Source organism: Cupriavidus respiraculi, assembly GCF_914271545.1.
Lineage (GTDB): Bacteria > Pseudomonadota > Gammaproteobacteria > Burkholderiales > Burkholderiaceae > Cupriavidus > Cupriavidus respiraculi.
The window spans coordinates 1,045,889-1,062,264 of sequence record NZ_CAJZAH010000002.1 but is presented as its reverse complement, the minus strand read 5'-3'; the positions used below and the strand labels follow the sequence as shown (position 1 = coordinate 1,062,264).

The following is a 16,376-nucleotide window of genomic DNA, read 5'->3' as shown; positions in this document are numbered from 1 at the left end:
CATGGCCGACTACACGATGCAACCCGAGTCCCCCTCGCCCGCGCGCCCCCGCAAGACACCGGAGCAACTGCGCAGCCACCGCTGGTACGGCGTCAACGACCTGCGCTCCTTCGGCCATCGCTCGCGCACCGCGCAGATGGGCTACCACCGCGCCGACTACGCCGGCAAGCCGGTGATTGCCATCATCAACACGTGGAGCGACATCAACCCCTGCCACAGCCATTTCCGGCAGCGCGTGGAGGAGGTCAAGCGCGGCATCTGGCAGGCCGGCGGCTTCCCGGTGGAGATGCCGGCGATGAGCCTGTCCGAGCCGTTCCAGAAGCCCACCACGATGCTCTATCGCAACCTGCTGGCGATGGAAACCGAGGAACTGCTGCGCTCCTATCCGGCCGACGGCTGCGTGCTGATGGGCGGCTGCGACAAGACCACGCCGGCGCTGCTGATGGGCGCGATGTCGATGGACCTGCCGACCATCTTCGTGCCGGCCGGGCCGATGCTGCGCGGCAACTGGAACGGCGTGACGCTCGGCTCGGGCTCTGACACCTGGAAATACTGGGCCGAGCTGCGCGCCGGCAATATCACCGAGCACGACTGGCAGGGCATCGAGGATGGCATCGCGCGCTCGCCGGGCCACTGCATGACCATGGGTACGGCGTCGACCATGACCGCCGTGGTCGAGGCGATGGGCATGTGCCTGTCCGGCGCCTCGTCGATTCCAGCGCCCGATTCGCGCCACGCGCAGATGGCGTCGCTGTCGGGCCGCCGCATCGTCGAGATGGTGTGGGAGGACTGGAAGCCGTCGGAGATCATGACGCCGGCCGCCTTCGACAACGGCGTGCGCACGGCGCTGGCGCTGTCGGGCTCGACCAACGCCATCGTCCACCTGATCGCCATGGCGCGCCGCGCCGGCTACGCGCTGACGCTGGACCGCTACGACGAACTGGCGCGCGGCACGCCGGTGCTGGCCAATGTGCGGCCATCGGGCAAGTACCTGATGGAGGACTTCTATTACGCCGGCGGCCTGCGCGGCATGCTCGCGCAACTGCGCGATCTGATCGACACGACGACCCTGACCGTCGATGGCCGCACGCTGGGCGAATGCATCGAAGGCGCCCGCGTGTTCAACGACGACGTGATCCGCTCGCGCGACAACCCGCTGGTCGCGCACGACGGCCTGGCGGTGCTGCGCGGCAACCTGGCGCCGGACGGCGCGGTGATCAAGCCGCCCGCCGCGGAACCGCACCTGCTGCGCCATACCGGCCGCGCGGTGGTCTTTCGCGACTACAACGACATGGCCGCGCGCATCGACGACCCGGACCTCGACATCGACGCGGACAGCGTGATCGTGCTGCAGAACGCCGGGCCGCAGGGCGCGCCGGGCATGCCGGAGTGGGGCCAGCTGCCGATTCCGCAGAAGCTGCTGCGCCAGGGCGTGCGCGACATGGTGCGCATCTCGGACGCGCGCATGAGCGGCACCAGCTACGGCGCCTGCGTGCTGCACGTGGCGCCGGAATCGTATGTCGGCGGGCCGCTGGCCTTCGTGCGCGACGGCGACCTGATCGAGCTGGACGTGCCGGCGCGCAAGCTGAACCTGTTGATCGACGACGAGGAGTTCGCGCGCCGCCGCGCCGCCTGGAGCGCGCCCGTGCCGAAGTTCGAGCGGGGCTACGGCAAGCTGTACCTGCGCCATATCAGCCAGGCGGACAAGGGCTGCGATTTCGATTTCCTCGAACCGGTGGAGGTGAGGGCGGGTGGCGATCCCGAGATCCATTGAGGCGTGCCGCACGGGACGACGAACGCATGCCGTCATACCCGCTTTCGCGGGCACGACAGAGTTTTGCATCAACCATAGCAATGACAACGATGGCCGCCGATCCGGCCAGCAGGAGACAATCATGAAGCCGCTGCACACTTTGCTGGGCGCCGCCACGCTGGCGCTCGCCGCCCTGGGCCTGCCCGCCCAGGCGCAGGACAACTGGCCCGCCAAGCCGATCACCTATGTGGTGCCGTTCCCGCCCGGCGGCACCACCGATACGCTGGCGCGCCTGATCGGCCAGCGTCTGGGCCAGGCGCTGGGCGTCACCGTGGTGGTTGAGAACCGCCCGGGCGCCGGCGGCAACATCGGCTCGGACTACGCCGCCAAGGCCGCGCCGGACGGCTATACGATCCTCGGGGGCACCATCAGCTCGCACGCGATCAACGCGAGCCTGTATCCCAAGATGCCCTACGACGTGGTCAAGTCCTTCGCGCCCATCACGCTGATCGGCACCAATGCCAACGTGCTGGTCGTCAATGCGGCCAGCCCGTTCAAGACCGTGCAGGACATCGTGGGCGCGGCCCGGGCCAAGCCCGAGACGCTGTCGTATGCGTCCGCCGGCAACGGCACCTCGCAGCATCTGGCGGGCGAGCTGTTCAAGGAGCTGGCCGGCATCAAGCTGACGCACGTGCCCTACAAGGGCAGCGGTCCGGCGATCCAGGACGTGATGGCGGGGCAGGTGCCGATGATGTTCGACACCACCGTGGTCGCCGCGCAGCATATCGATTCGGGCAAGCTGCGCGCGCTGGCCGTGACCTCCACGCGCCGCATCAAGAGCATGCCCAACGTGCCGACGATGGCAGAGGCGGGCGTGCAGGGCTACGACCTGCAATCGTGGCAGGCCATCTTCGCGCCGGCCAGCACGCCCAAGCCCGTGGTGGACCGCCTGTACCGCGAGATCTCGGCCATCATCAAGTCGCCCGACATGCAGGAGCGGCTGGAGAAGCTGGGCATGGAGCCGTCCGGGATGTCGCCGGAACAGTTCGCGGCCTTCCAGAAGGGCGAGATCGCCAAGTGGGCCAAGGTGGTGAAGACCGCCAACATCCGCATCGACTGATCCGGGTGGCCGCGTGACGGCGTCGGCCCGGGTGGCCGCCGCCGTTGCGCTATCCTCGCGGGACGCCGAACTTCCGCTGCCGTCCCCATGCTGCGTGTCTACCTTGCCGGTCCCGATGTGTTTCGCGACGATGCCCTCGCCCACGGCGAGCGGCTCAAGCAGCTGTGCGCGGACCACGGCTTCGCCGGCGTCTATCCCCTGGACAATGCCTTGCCCGACGGGCTGACCGGCCCGCGCGCCGCGCAATGGATCTACGAGGCCAATGTCGCGCTGATCCGCGGCGCCGACCTGGTGATGGCCAACCTGGACGACTTCCGCGGGCCCGGCGAAGCGGACTCGGGCACGGCCTTCGAGGTGGGCTTCGCGGTGGCGCTGGGCAAGCCGGTGTGGGGCTATACCACCGATGCCGGCACCATCGTCGACCGCGCCACCGCCAGCGTGAACGGCGAGGGCCGCGCGCGCGACGCGCGCGGCTTCCTCGTGGAGGACTTCGGCCTGGGCAAGAACCTGATGCTCGCCTGCCCCGCGCGGATGGTGCAGGGCGGCCCGCAGGCGTGCCTGGCCGCGATGGCGGCCGCCCTGCGCGGCTGAGCCCGCGCGCGGCGCCCGCGCTAGTCGACCAGCGCCGCCAGCGCCTGCCGCGCCTCGCGGCGCAGCCGCTCCAGATCGAGCCCCACCACCGCGCCGTCGCGCACCACGCGGCGCCCGCGCACCAGCACGTCGCGCACCGGGGTCGGCTCGCCGGCCGCCACGGGCGCGGTGCCGATGTCGTGGAAGCCATGGAAGCGCAGCCCCCCCACGTCGTAGATGGCAAGGTCCGCCGATTGTCCCGGCGCGAGCGTGCCGATGCCCGGCAGCCCCAGCACCTGCGCGCCGCCCGCCGTGCCCCAGTGGATCACTTCCTCGACGCGGGTTTGCGCCGCGCCGCCCAGCGCCCGATGCACCAGCCAGGCGAAGTTGGCCTCGTTGACCATGCTGCCCGATTCGTTCGACGCCACGCCGTCGACGCCCAGCGACACCGGCACGCCGGCGTCCGCCATGGCGCGCACGGGGGCGATGCCGCTGCCCAGCCGCGCGTTGCTGACCGGGCAATGGGCCATGCCGGTGCGGGTCACGGCCAGCATGCGGATCTCCTCGGGATTCACCGTGACCAGATGCGCGAACCAGACATCCGGCCCCAGCCAGTCGTGGTCGGCGACGAACTGCACCGGCGTGCACTGGTATTTCTCGCGGCAGAAGCGCACGTAGTTGTCGGTCTCTGACAGGTGCGTATGCAGCCGCAGGTCCATGCCGCGCGCGAACGCGGCCAGCTCGCGCAGCAGCCCGGGCGGCAGCGAGAACGTGGGCGTGGTTGGCGCCACCACCACGCGCCGCAGGCCGTCCGGCGCGGCGTCGTGATAACGCGCCTTGAGCCGTTCGATGTCGGCGAGCATCTGGTCCAGCGTCTCGGGCACCAGCGCGGTGGCGCGCATGCCCGGATGTTCGGCGGCGGACTGGATGGCTCCGCCCCGGCACAGCACCAGCCGCATGCCCAGTTCTTCGGCGACCTCGAACAGCACGTCGCCGGTGTCCGCGCCCTCGCCGTGGTGGTACAGGTAGTGATGATCGGCGCAGGTGGTGGTGCCCGACAGCAGCAGCTCGGCCATGCCGAGCCGCACCGCGATGCGGAAGATCTCGGGCGTGAAGCGGGCGAGACGCGGGTACGCCACGCTGGCGAGCCACTGCTCCAGCCCCGCGTTGATGCCGCCGGGCACGGCCTTGAGCAGGTTCTGGAACAGATGGTGGTGCGTATTGACCCAGCCGGGATACACCACGCAGCCCGAGGCATCGAGCACCTCCTCGTCGTCGAGGCGGGGCAGCGCAGGTCCCATCTCCGCGATGCGGCCGTCGCGGATGCGGATGTCGGCGGCCCCGGCGCGCGCGGCGTCGCCGGCGCGTCCCGTCATCACGGCGGCGGCACCGCGGATCAGCAGCGCGCTGCCGCGCGCGGCGTGGGTGTTGAGGTTCGTCGTGTTCGGCACCATGGATTCAGACCCCCTGTACGTTATCGGCGTTGGCGACGTTGGCCGGCGGCTCGTCGGCCTCGCGCGCGGGCACGCCGTTCAGAATCAGATTGAGCAGCACCGAGACCACGCAGGCGATGATCACGCTGCTGTGGACGAAGGGCTGCAGGAAGCCGGGCAGCTTCTCCAGCATCGAAGGCAGCATCACGGGCATCATCGCGCAGCCCAGCGTAATGGCGACGATGGTCAGGTTGTTGGGGTTGCGCTCGTATTCGACCTGGCCGAGCGTCTTGATGCCGGCGGCGACCACCACGCCGAACATCACCATTGCCGCGCCGCCCAGCGCCGCGCCGGGGATCGACGCGAACAGCGCGCCGATCTTGGGCACCAGCGCCACCGCGCACAGCATCACGCCGCAGGTGGCCACCACCCAGCGGCTGCGCACGCCGGTGACGATCACCAGTCCCACGTTCTCCATGAAGGCGATATAGGGGAACGCCGCGAACATGCCCCCGATGGCGCTGGCAAGGCCGTTGGCACGCAGGCCGCGGGTGGCGTCGCGCTCGGTGATGGGCCGCTTGACGATATCGCCCACGGCGACGAACAGGCCCATCGACTCGACCATCTGCACCACCATCACGATCACCATGGTGGCGATGGCGCCGGCGTTGAACGTCGGCATGCCGAAGGCGAACGGCGTCACCATCGTGAACCACGGCGCGCGCGCGACTTCGTCGAAGCTGCCCATGCCCAGCAGCCAGGCGACCACGCCGCCCACCAGCAGGCCGATCACCACCGACAGGCTGCGGATGAGCTCGCCGCCATGCCGGTTGATCAGCAGGATCAGCGCGACCACGCCGAAGGCCACCAGAAAGAACACGGGCGCGCCGAAGTCGGGCGCGCCGCGGCCGCCGCCGAACCAGTGGAACGCCACGGGCAGCAGCGACAGGCCCACGGCGGTGATGGTGCAGCCGCTGACCACGGGCGGAAAGAAGCGCTTGAGCTTGCCGATCACCGGCGCGAGGAACATCGCGATCACGCCCGCGCCGATGATCGCGCCGCATACGCCGTTGAAGCCCAGCGACGGATCGCTGCCGATGGCGATCACTGGGCCGACGGAACTGAACGCCACGCCCTGCATCAGCGGCAGCCGCACGCCGAACTTCCAGAAGCCCACGGTCTGCAGCAACGTGGCGATGCCGGAGGTGAAGAGCGCCGTGCTGATCAGCATGGTGGTCTGCGCCGGCGTCATCTTGAGGGCACCGGCCACGATCATCGGCACGGCGATGGCGCCCAGGTAGCTGACCAGCATGTGCTGGAAGCCGAGCGACGCCATCGCGCGCGCCGGCAGGATTTCATCGACGGGGTGAACCGTTGTTTGCATGTTTCGTCTCCTGCCGCGTCCGGGGAAAAGGGCGCCGTGCCGGCGGCGGCTGGCCCGGTCTTGCGTCGCCGGGCTCGATCCGTCACGGTGCCATGCGCGGCACGCTGGCCGGCGCATGGATGGACGATAGGGAGGCGCGCCGCGTGCGGATAGCGCGAAAGCGAAGCCGATGGAATCCGTCCGCAACGGGGCGGCGCATTGGCCCGGAAATCGCCTCAGGGGTTTCCCTCAACTTGCGCGCGGCGGCCTCCCGACCCTAGGATGGCGACGCTACCGGTGCCCCCCACATGACTCCAGTCTCCACCCCGTCCGCAGCACGGCATGGCGCCCCCCGCGCGGGCGATGTCGAGCGCGTGCAGTCGCTGTCCGGGCGCGTGTTCGGGCCGGTGCGCCTGCGCGCTGCGCAGGCCGACGCCGCGCTCGATGCGCGCATCGATGCCTGCGCCATTGGACGGCTGCGGCTGGTCACCATCGCCTACAACCAGGCGGTGCAGATCGAGCCGCAGTGGGGCAAGGACGAGTTCGTGATCCAGACCGTGCTGGCGGGAACGTGCCGCGTCGAGACCGCGTGCGGGACCATGGCGATGCCGCCCGGCGCGACCTTCGTGTTTTCGCCGACCGTGCCGGCCCGGCTGTCGCTGGATGCCGGCTGCGAGCGCTTCAGCGTAGTGATCCGCCGGCAGGCGATCGAGCAGGCGTTCCGCGAGCACTTCAGCTTCGATCCGCCCGCGCCGATCGAATTCGCGATGCAGCCGGTGGCGGACGATGGCCGGGCGGCGCGCTGGCGCGCGCTGGTGGACTACCTGCGCGCGGAGAGCGCGCTCAGGCAAGGCGAGCTGGGCAAGCAGATGCCGGCGCTGGACGGCGGCATCGAGCGCATCGTGCTGTCGACGCTGCTGCTGGACCGCTTCGCCGCCGACGGCGATCTGCTGCCGCGCCGTTTCGAGGCGGTGCTGCCCGACTACATGCGCTGCGCGATCGCCTATCTGCGCGCGCACCTGGGCGAGCCGCTGACGCTGGAACAGATCGCCGCGCACTGCGGCGTCTCCGCGCGCACGTTGCAACTGGGCTTCCGCAAGACCAAGAACACCTCGCCGATGGCCTATCTGCGGCTGCTGCGCTTGCATGGCGCGCGGGCGGACCTGCTGCGCTCGCGTCCGGAGAAGGGGCGGGTCAGCGCGATCGCGCTGGCGCACGGCTTTACCCATCTGAGCCTGTTCTCGCGCGAGTACCGGCGCGAGTTCGGCGAGCTGCCGTCGCAGACGCTGCTCGCGCAGCGCCCCTGACCGCCGCCGCGCCGTTCAGGCCGCTTGCGCCACCGGCAGGCACACCTGCAGCAGCGCCTGCAGGCGCAGCCTGTCCAGATGCCGGCCGATGAAGACGAACTTGCTGTGCGCGGCTTCGCCGCCCCAAGGCGCGCCCGGCTGGAAGTCCATCAGCCGGTGGACGGCCTGCAGCACATGGCGGCGTTCATCGCCCTCGATGGCGACGATGCCTTTCATGCGGAACACATCGTCGCCCTGCGCGGCCAGCAGCGCCTTCAGGCCGTGTTCCAGGCGCTGACGGTCGAAGGGCCGGTCGAACACCAGCGAGACGGAGGTCACCGAGGGGTCATGGCGATGGCCATGGGGTTCGTCGTCGCCGTCCAGGTGCCCGGCGTGTGCGCAATGCTCGTCGCAGACGTGCCCGTGGTCGTGGTCGTGGTCGTCGTGATCGTGTTCGTGTTCGTGATCGTGATCATCGGCTCCGCCGTGCGCCTGCACCGGTGCCGTGCCGGGCATGAATCCGCCGATGCCAAGGATCTTTCCGAGGTCCACCTGCGCGTAGTTCGAGCGCAGGATGTGCGCGCCTTCGTTCAGCCGGTGCAGCCGCGCCTCCAGCGCATCGAGCCGGTCCGCGTCGACCAGGTCGGTCTTGTTCAGGATGATGCGGTCCGCGGCCACGATCTGGTCCACCGCCTGGTTGTCGAAGCCGCTCAGTTGCGGATCGTCGAGATGGTCCTCGATATGGACGGCGTCCACCAGCGTCAGGATGCCGTCGAGCGCTACCTGCCGCGCCACCTCGTTGTCCATGAAGAAGGTGGCCGCCACCGGCGTGGGGTCGGCCAGTCCGCTGGTCTCCACCAGGATGTGGTCGAAGCGCTCGGGGCGCTCCAGCAGCGTCTGCAGGATGCGCACGAGGTCGGTGCGCACGTCCACCACGCAGCAGATGCAGCCGTTGGTCATCTGGTAGATCTCCTCGTCGGAGGTCATCACGAGATCGGAATCGACATCGACCTCGCCGAACTCGTTCTCGATCACGGCGATGCGGTGGCCGTGCTTCTGCGTCAGGATGTGGTTCAGCAGCGTGGTCTTGCCCGCGCCGAGAAAGCCGGTGAGGATCGTGACGGGGACGGGCCGCTGGGTGGCGACGGTGGAGGGTTGCATGGGATCTCCCGGTTGGTGCTGCGTTCCTCGCCGCGGCGAGGCGAAAGGTTGTTCAGGCTGCGCCGGCCTCGGACCGCAGGCCCTGCCAGCGCCGCACGAGTCCCTGGTGCGGCGCGTCGAACAGATCGAGCACCCGCCCCACGGTGTGGTCGACGATGTCGTCCACGGTGCGCGGGTGCGCGTAGAAGGCCGGCACCGGCGGCAGCACGATGGCGCCCATCTCGGTGACGGTGGTCATGTTGCGCAGGTGCACCAGATGAAGGGGCGTCTCGCGCGCGAGCAGCACCAGGCGGCGCCGCTCCTTGAGCATGACGTCGGCGGCGCGGGTGACCAGGTTGTCGGCCATGCCGGTGGCGATGGCCGCAAGCGTGCGCATCGAGCACGGCGCCACCACCATGCCGTCGCAGCGGAACGAGCCGCTGGCGATGGTCGCGCCGATATCGCGCACGTTGTGCACCACATCGGCCAGCGCCTCGATCTGCGGGCGCTGCATGCCCAGCTCGTGATGTGCGGTCAGCAGGCCGGACGGCGAGCAGACCAGATGCGTCTGCCAGCCGTCCAGCGCGGCCAGCGCCTGCAGCAGCCGCACGCCGTAGACCGCGCCGCTCGCGCCGGTGATGGCCACCACCAGGCGGTTCATCGCGCGCCCGCCTGTTCGGCCAGCGCCTGCAGCACCTGCTCCGGCCGGATCGGGTAGTGGCGGAACCGCACACCGATGGCATCGAACACCGCGTTGGCGATGGCCGGGCCGATCGCGACGATGGGGTCCTCGCCCACGCCCTTGGCGCCGAACGGGCCGCCGGGGTCGGGGGCTGCCTCGAGCAGCACGGTGTGGATGGGCGGCATGTCCATCGCCAGCGGCATCTTGTAGTCGACGAAGTTGGCGTTCAGCGAGCGGCCGGTGCGCATGTCGATCTGGTAGTCCTCGTACAGCGTATGGCCGATGCCCTGCTGGATGCCGCCTTCGATCTGGCCGGCGGCGGCGACGGGGTGAATGACCTTGCCCACGTCGTGCACCGGCACCACCTGGCGCACGGTGATGAAACCGGTCTCGGTATCGACGGCCACCTCGACGAAGTGCGCGGCGAACGAGTACGACTTGGTGGGATGGTAGGTCGCGGTGCCCACCAGTTGCGCGGCCGGAATGCCCTTGCGCGGCATCACCGCCTCGCGCACCGTCAGCGCCGGCCCCTCGCGGTCGCGCACCGCGATCCGCCCGGCGGCCAGCGTCAGCGCGTCGGGTTCGCACTCGAGCAGCTTCGCCGCGCGCTCGAACAGCTGGCGCCGGATCTCGCCCGCCGCCATCTGCGCTGCCTTGCCGACCATGTACGTGGTGTGGCTGGCGAAGGCGCCGATGTCCCACGGCACCACGTCGGTGTCGCCGTGGACCACCGACACCGCCTCGAACGGCAGCGTCAGTTCCTCGGCGACGATCTGCGCCAGCGCGGTATGGGCGCCCGTGCCCAGGCCCGCCGCGCCGGTCAGCAGCACCACGGTGCCGTCCTCGTTCATCTTGATGATGGCGTTGCCCTGCTCCTTGATGCCGGGGTAGGCGCTGCTGCCATGCATCTCGCAGCCCAGTCCCCAGCCGGTGCGGATGGGCCCCGCGGTCTCGCGCGGGCGCCGCCGCAGCGCGGGCCAGTCGACGATCTCCATGCCCTTGCGGATGCAGGCTTCGAGCCCGTGGCCGATCAGCGGATGGTTGGACGGTGCGATATCGCCATCGCGCACCGCGTTCCGGAGCTTGAGCTCGGCGGGATCCATGCCGAGCTGCGCGGCGGCCTCGTCCATCTGCACGTCGAGCGCGTAATACGTCTGTACCACGCCGTAGCCCCGGAACGCGCCCGCGATGGGACTGTTGGTGTAGACGCAGCGCCCCTCCAGCAGCACGTTGTCGCAGCGGTACAGCGACACCAGCGCCGCGGTGCCGACATTGGTCACGCCGGGACCATGCGAGCCGTAGGCGCCGGAGTTGAAGACGACCCTGGCCTGGCGCGCGGTGATGGTGCCGTCGCGGCGAAAGCCCTGCTTCAGCCAGATCCTGGCCGGGTGGCGCGTGCGTCCGCCGACGAACGTTTCCTCGCGCGTGTATTCCATCCGCACGGGCCGGCGCGTCTCCCGCGCCAGCAGCGCGCACAGGAACTCGTGCTGGAAGAGGTCCTGCTTGGCGCCGAAGCCGCCACCCATGTGGTCGACCAGCACGCGCACCTTGTGCAGCGGCAGGCCCAGCACCTCGGCCATGATGCCGCGCACCATGAAGGCGGTCTGCGTCGAGATCCACACGGTGAGGTTGCCGTTGCCGTCCCAGTTGCAGGTGCAGACATTGGGCTCCATGTAGGCCGGCGTGGGACGGCCGCCTTCGTAGACGCCTTCCACGATCAGGTCGGCCTCGGCGAAGCCCGCTTCGACGTCGCCCCGACGCACGATCACCGGCGGCAGCACCAGGTTGCCGCCCGGTTCGCGGTCGTGGATGCGCGGCGCCTCCGGGCGCTCGGCATCGTCGGTGGTGAACACCGCCGGCAGCACGTCGTACTCGACCTCGATCAGTTCGACGGCGCGCGCGGCGACTTCCTCGCTGACGGCGGCCACCGCGGCCACGCCCTCGCCCCAGTAGCGCACCTTGTCGTCGAGGATGTACTGGTCGCATGTCACCGACGCGGAGCGCGGGTGGGGCGAGCCCGCATGCAGCACGCGTGGCACGTTCTCGTGCGTCAGCACCGCCCTGACTCCCGGCAGCGCGAGCGCGCGCGTGGCGTCGATGCGGCGGATGCGCGCGTGCGCCACGTCGCAGCGCTTGAGCTTGCCGAACAGCAGTCCGGGGAACGGCATGTCGGCGACGTACTTGGCGTTGCCGGTGACCTTGTCGAGCAGGTCGGTGCGCTTGACGCTGTGTCCGATCACGGCGTGGCTCATGATGCCTCCTTGCCGGTGCCGGCCATCGCCGCGGCGGCCTTCTCGATGGCCTCGACGATCTTGGTGTAGCCGGTGCAGCGGCAGATATTGCCGGCGATGGCGAAGCGGATGTCGTCGCGGGTCGGATGCGGGTTCTCGTCCAGCAGTGCCTTGGACATGACCACGAAGCCCGGCGTGCAGAAGCCGCACTGGGCCGCGCCGCATTGCATGAACTGCTCCTGGATCGGATGCACGGCGCCGGGCGCGGGCTGCACGCCTTCGATGGTGGTCACGTGGCAGCCGTGCGCCTCGGGTGCGAGCATCAGGCACGCGTTCACCGGGCGGCCGTCCACGATGACGGTGCACGAGCCGCATTCCCCGACGTCGCAGCCCTTCTTGGTGCCGGTCAGGCACGCGTCGTTGCGCAGCGCGTCCAGCAGCGTGCCGTGGGGCTCCACCGCCAGTTCGCGCGGCTCGTCGTTGATGACCAGCTGGATCATGGTGCGCATGTGGCGGCCTCCATGGCTTGTTCGAGGGCGCGGCGGGTCAGCACGCCGACCATCTGCCGCCGGTACGATGCGCTGGCGCGCACGTCGCTGATCGGTCGCGCGTCACCGGCGGCGGCGTGTGCCGCCTGCAGGATCAGCGCGTCGGTCACGCGCTGTCCGCGCAGCAACTGCTCGGCGTGGACCGCGCGTACCGGCGTGGGCCCGACGGCGGCCAGCACGATGCCGACCTCGGTGCAGCGGCCTTCGTTGACAGTCAGCGATACCGCCACGCCCACCGTCGCGAGCTCCATCTGCACGCGGCGCCCATGCTTGAGGTAGACCTTGCCGGTATGCGGCGCCGGTGCCGGCACGGTCAGGCGCGTCGCGATCTCGTCCGCGGCGATGGCGGTGCGGCCCGCGCCGGTGACGAAGTCCTCGATCCGCATCGCGCGCGAGCCCGACAGGCCGTACAGATGGACCGAGGCGCCATCGGCGATCAGCGGCGCGAGCGAATCCGCGGACGGCGACGCGCGGCAGACGTTGCCCACCACGGTCGCGCGATGGCGCACCTGGATCGAGGCGAAGTCCGTTACCGCGCGTGCAAGGCCGGCATAGTGGCGCTGCACGAAGCCGCTCGTCTCGACCGCGCGCGTGGTCACCAGCGCGCCGATGCGCAGCCCGGCGGCGGCATCGAAGGCCAGCATGTCCATGCCCGGGATCTTCTTGATGTTGATCACCTGCGCCGGCGCGCGTACCGACTCCTTGATCTGCACCAGCAGATCGGTGCCGCCCGCCAGCACGCTGGCCCGGCCGCCGCTCCGGTGCAGCATGGCCGAGGCCTCGGCCAGCGTTGCCGGTTCGAAATAGTCAAACGCTCTCATCGCTTCTCCCCCTCGTTGCCGCCGGGCGCGGCGTGGTATGTCGCCGGGCACCGTCGAGTCGATGATGGGCGGGCGCGCTACATCGGTAAAGGGAGCGAAACGGATTAATTGATCGTGTTACCCTCTGAATCAGACGCGCCGCGCGATATGGCATTCGCCCGCACAGAGCGCGCATCCCGATACCACGGAGGAGACACCGTGCCCCAACTGAGCAACATGAACGTGTCGCTGCGCCAGCTGCGCGCGTTCATCGCCGTGGCGCAGGAGCGCCATTTCACGCGCGCGGCGGAGCGGCTGGACTTGTCGCAGTCCTCGGTCAGCGCGCTCATCCACGAACTCGAAGGCAATCTGGGACTGCGGCTGTTCGACCGCCATACCCGCCAGCTGCATATCACGCAGGCCGGCGCCGAGCTGCTGCCGCTGGTCAAGAAGGCCGTGGCCGATATCGACAGCGTGATCGAGAACTCCAGCGAGCTGCGCACGCTGGGCAGGGGGCGCGTGTCGATCGCGGCCTCGTCCATCCAGGCGGCGCTCATGCTGCCGCGCTTTATCCGCGAGTTCTGCGTGGGCCATCCCGGCGTCAAGGTGGAGTTGCACGACGTGTCGGAGCACGAGGTGCCCAAGATGGTCAGTTCGGGCGAAGTCGACTTCGGCATCGGCACCATTCCGGAAGGGCAGCCGGACCTGAGCGCGCACCGGCTGATGACCGACCCCTTCGTGATCGTGATGCCGGCGGACCATCCGCTGCTGCGGCGCAAGGCGCTGCGCTGGGAGAATGTGGCGGCCATTCCGGTGATCGGCCCGCACAAGGGCAACCCGATCCGCGACTGCCTCGATGCGGCGCTCGCCGCGCGCGGCATCACGCTGTCGCGCCTGCACGAGGTGCTGCTGCCGCTGACCATGGTGGGCATGGTGGATGCGGGCCTGGGCATCGCCGTGATGAGCGCGGCGGTGACGCGACTGACGTCCGCGCTGGGGCTGGCCACCGTCATGCCGAGCGACCCGGTGATCGAGCGCGAGATCTCGCTGCTGGTGCACGCGGACCGTTCGCTGTCGCCGCCGGCGCAGCGCTTTCGCGACCTGCTGATGCGCGAACGGGGCCGGCTGCGCTAGCGCAGCCCCTCCATCGCGGCCTTCAGGTGCTCGGCGAACGCGGCCGCGGCGGGCGGCAATGCGCGCCCGGTGCGTGCGCCCAGCACCAGCCGGCCCATCGACAGCTCGGGGTCGGACAGCGGCACCGAAATCAGCGTGCCCTGGCGCGCCTCGCGCAGGGTGCCGGCGTGGAACTGGAAGCAGATGGCGCCGGTCCGGCGCGCGAAGCCCTTGAGCATTTCCACCGTGGTGGCCTCCAGCATGACGCGCAGGTTCAGCCGGTTGCGCGCGCAGATGGCCTCGATCGCGCGGCGGCTGCCAAAGGACTCCGGGCCCAGCGCCACCGGATAGGGCTGGCAGTCGGCCAGGTGCAGCCCGCGCCGGCCGGCCAGCGGATGGTCGGGCCGCATCATCGCGCAGAATGGCTGCGACGAGACCGCGAGCTCGTGCAGGAAGGGCGAGGGAGGCGGGTCGTGCGCCAGCAGCAGGTCGACTTCGTCCTCGCGCAGCGCGGCCAGCAGCTCGGCGGTGCCGCCGACGGCGACGTGGAATCGCACACCGCGATGCTGGTCCTGATAACAGCCGATGGCCTCGGGCAGGAAGTCGGCGGCCACCGATTCCACCGAGCCCACCCGCACGGTGCCGCGCACCAGTCCCCGCAACTGCTCCATCTCCGTGGCCGCCGCATCGAGGTCGGCCAGCCCGCGCCGGATGGTGGCCACCAGCACTTCGCCGGCGGCGGTCGGACGCACGCCGCGCGGCAGCCGCTCGAACAGCGCGGTGCCCACGTGTTCCTCGACCTCGAGGATCTTGCGGTTCAGCGCGGTCGAGGCCACGTGCAGCTGCTCGGCGGCCTTGCGGATGGAGCCGCAGCGCGCGACGGCGTCCAGGTACAGATACACACGGGGCGGATGCAGCATGGCGCGCTCAGGCCGCTTCCTTGGCCAGCGCGTGGGGCTGCGGCGCGGGCGAGCGCGCATTGAACAGCAGGTTCAGCAGCACCGCCGTCAGCGTGCCGAGCAGGATGCCGTTCTGGCAGAACTTGGCCAGCAGCTCCGGCATCTTCGAGAAGAACTTGTCCGAGACCAGCGGGATCATGCCCAGCGCCACGCTGACCGCGACGATGTAGGCGTTCTTCTTGTTCTCGACGAAGTCCACATGGCCGAGGATGCGCACGCCCGTCGCCGCCACCATGCCGAACATCACCAGCGCCGCGCCGCCCAGCACGTACTGCGGGATCGAGGCGGCGAAGAAAGCCAGCTTGGGCAGGCACCCCAGCACCACCAGCAGGCCGCCGGCCGTGGCGCAGACCCAGCGGCTGCGCACGCCGGTGACCTGCACCAGTCCCACGTTCTGCGCGTAGGAGGTGTAGGTGAAGGTGTTGAAGACGGCGCCGACCAGCGCGCCCACCCCGTCCGCCCGCAGCCCGCGTGCCAGATCGTCCGGCCCGATCCGCCGGCCGACGATCTCGCCCAGCGCGAGGAACTGGCCCACGCCCTCGATCATGATGACCATCATCACCACGCACAGCGTGACCGCAGTCATGGCGTCGAAGGTCGGCCAGCCGAAGTGGAAGGGCGTGATGAACTCGACCCAGCGCGCGTTGTGCAGGCCGTCGAAGCTGACCTTGCCCAGCGACAGCGCGATGGCGAAGCCCACGCCGATGCCGATCAGCACCGCCACGTTGCACAGGAAGCCGCGCGCGAAGGCCACCAGCGCCAGCACCGTGCACAGCACCGCGGTGGCGATGGCGATGTTCGCGGGCACGCCGAACTCCGGATTGGGCACGGGACCGGCCGCCGTGTTGAGCGTCGGATTGCCGCCCGCGGCCCAGTTGATGCCCACGCGCATCAGCGAGATGCCGATCACCAGCACCACCGTGCCCGTCACCACCGGCGGGAACCAGCGCACCATCTTGCCGACGTACGGCGCGGCGATGCAGGTGAAGATGCCGGCGACCATCACCGCGCCGAAGACGGCCGGCAGGCCCAGCGCGGGGTTGGAGCCGGTGGCGATGATCGGGGCGATGGCGGTGAAGGTCACGCCCATCATCACGGGAAGGCGGATGCCGACCTTCCAGATGCCGATGCTCTGGATCATCGTCACGAGGCCGCAGCAGAAGAGGTCCGCGGCGATCAGAAAGGCGATCTGGTCCTTGGGCAGCTTGAGTGCGCCGCCGATGATCATGGGCACGGCGATGGCGCCGGCGTACATGACCAACACGTGCTGCAACCCGAGGGCGAGCAACCGGGTGGGTGGCAGGACTTCGTCGACGGGATGCACGGGGCTCGTCCCTTGCGCGGGCATGGTGGGGTTCATGCTGTCTCCTTTGGTCGG

14 protein-coding genes are annotated in these 16,376 nt (G+C 69.9%); 5 read left to right on the top strand and 9 right to left on the bottom strand.

Features of this window, described 5'->3' with window-relative positions; all coding sequences use genetic code 11:
* The first annotated feature begins 1 nt into the window (after position 1).
* From araD to LDO27_RS12680, 3 genes are all read left to right on the top strand, one after another.
* Positions 2–1,774 carry an L-arabinonate dehydratase gene (gene araD / locus LDO27_RS12690; protein WP_224042107.1) on the top strand — a complete coding sequence of 591 codons (1,773 nt, stop codon included), beginning with the start codon at positions 2–4 and terminating at the stop codon, positions 1,772–1,774.
* A gap of 121 nt (positions 1,775–1,895) precedes the next feature.
* Positions 1,896–2,873 carry a Bug family tripartite tricarboxylate transporter substrate binding protein gene (locus LDO27_RS12685; RefSeq protein WP_224042106.1) on the top strand — a complete coding sequence of 326 codons (978 nt, stop codon included), beginning with the start codon at positions 1,896–1,898 and terminating at the stop codon, positions 2,871–2,873.
* Positions 2,874–2,960: 87 nt separating this feature from the next.
* Positions 2,961–3,464, top strand: a complete 504-nt coding sequence (locus LDO27_RS12680; protein ID WP_224042105.1) for a nucleoside 2-deoxyribosyltransferase — start codon at positions 2,961–2,963, stop codon at positions 3,462–3,464.
* A 20-nt stretch (positions 3,465–3,484) separates the two neighbouring features.
* On the opposite strand, the gene LDO27_RS12675 is transcribed toward LDO27_RS12680, so the two are convergent.
* Together LDO27_RS12675 and LDO27_RS12670 are read right to left on the bottom strand one after the other, a co-directional pair.
* Entirely contained in the window at positions 3,485–4,897 is a 1,413-nt protein-coding gene (locus tag LDO27_RS12675; protein ID WP_224042104.1) for an amidohydrolase family protein, read from the bottom strand.
* Between the two features lie 4 nt (positions 4,898–4,901).
* Positions 4,902–6,260 carry a nucleobase:cation symporter-2 family protein gene (locus LDO27_RS12670; RefSeq protein ID WP_222201712.1) on the bottom strand — a complete coding sequence of 453 codons (1,359 nt, stop codon included), beginning with the start codon at positions 6,258–6,260 and terminating at the stop codon, positions 4,902–4,904.
* A 287-nt stretch (positions 6,261–6,547) separates the two neighbouring features.
* Here LDO27_RS12670 and LDO27_RS12665 point away from each other — a divergent pair, with 287 nt between their 5' ends.
* Complete coding sequence (locus tag LDO27_RS12665; RefSeq protein ID WP_222201711.1) at positions 6,548–7,546, top strand: helix-turn-helix transcriptional regulator; 999 nt, start codon at positions 6,548–6,550, stop codon at positions 7,544–7,546.
* 15 nt (positions 7,547–7,561) lie between these two features.
* On the opposite strand, the gene LDO27_RS12660 is transcribed toward LDO27_RS12665, so the two are convergent.
* The 5 genes from LDO27_RS12660 to LDO27_RS12640 are packed head-to-tail and all read right to left on the bottom strand — an operon-like array spanning position 7,562 to position 12,947.
* Entirely contained in the window at positions 7,562–8,686 is a 1,125-nt protein-coding gene (locus LDO27_RS12660; protein WP_224042103.1) for a CobW family GTP-binding protein, read from the bottom strand.
* Positions 8,687–8,738: 52 nt separating this feature from the next.
* A complete protein-coding gene (locus tag LDO27_RS12655; RefSeq protein ID WP_224042102.1) occupies positions 8,739–9,326 on the bottom strand; it encodes a UbiX family flavin prenyltransferase in 588 nt (195 codons plus the stop codon).
* The gene (locus tag LDO27_RS12650) at positions 9,323–11,599 is read right to left on the bottom strand and encodes a xanthine dehydrogenase family protein molybdopterin-binding subunit (RefSeq protein ID WP_224042101.1); all 2,277 of its coding nucleotides are present in this window, start codon (positions 11,597–11,599) and stop codon (positions 9,323–9,325) included. Before LDO27_RS12650 ends, LDO27_RS12655 begins: the two co-directional genes overlap by 4 nt.
* The gene (locus tag LDO27_RS12645; RefSeq protein ID WP_224042100.1) at positions 11,596–12,087 is read right to left on the bottom strand and encodes a (2Fe-2S)-binding protein; all 492 of its coding nucleotides are present in this window, start codon (positions 12,085–12,087) and stop codon (positions 11,596–11,598) included. The genes LDO27_RS12650 and LDO27_RS12645 overlap by 4 nt, the downstream gene beginning before the upstream one ends.
* Positions 12,075–12,947, bottom strand: a complete 873-nt coding sequence (locus LDO27_RS12640) for an FAD binding domain-containing protein (RefSeq protein WP_224042099.1) — start codon at positions 12,945–12,947, stop codon at positions 12,075–12,077. The genes LDO27_RS12645 and LDO27_RS12640 overlap by 13 nt, the downstream gene beginning before the upstream one ends.
* A gap of 216 nt (positions 12,948–13,163) precedes the next feature.
* Here LDO27_RS12640 and LDO27_RS12635 point away from each other — a divergent pair, with 216 nt between their 5' ends.
* On the top strand, positions 13,164–14,060 hold the full coding sequence (locus LDO27_RS12635; RefSeq protein ID WP_224042546.1) for a LysR family transcriptional regulator: 897 nt from the start codon (positions 13,164–13,166) through the stop codon (positions 14,058–14,060).
* On the opposite strand, the gene LDO27_RS12630 is transcribed toward LDO27_RS12635, so the two are convergent.
* On the bottom strand, positions 14,057–14,959 hold the full coding sequence (locus tag LDO27_RS12630; protein ID WP_224042098.1) for a LysR family transcriptional regulator: 903 nt from the start codon (positions 14,957–14,959) through the stop codon (positions 14,057–14,059). The genes LDO27_RS12635 and LDO27_RS12630 overlap by 4 nt on opposite strands.
* Before the next feature lie 7 nt (positions 14,960–14,966).
* Complete coding sequence (locus LDO27_RS12625) at positions 14,967–16,358, bottom strand: nucleobase:cation symporter-2 family protein (protein WP_224042097.1); 1,392 nt, start codon at positions 16,356–16,358, stop codon at positions 14,967–14,969.
* Between the last annotated feature and the right edge of the window lie 18 nt (positions 16,359–16,376).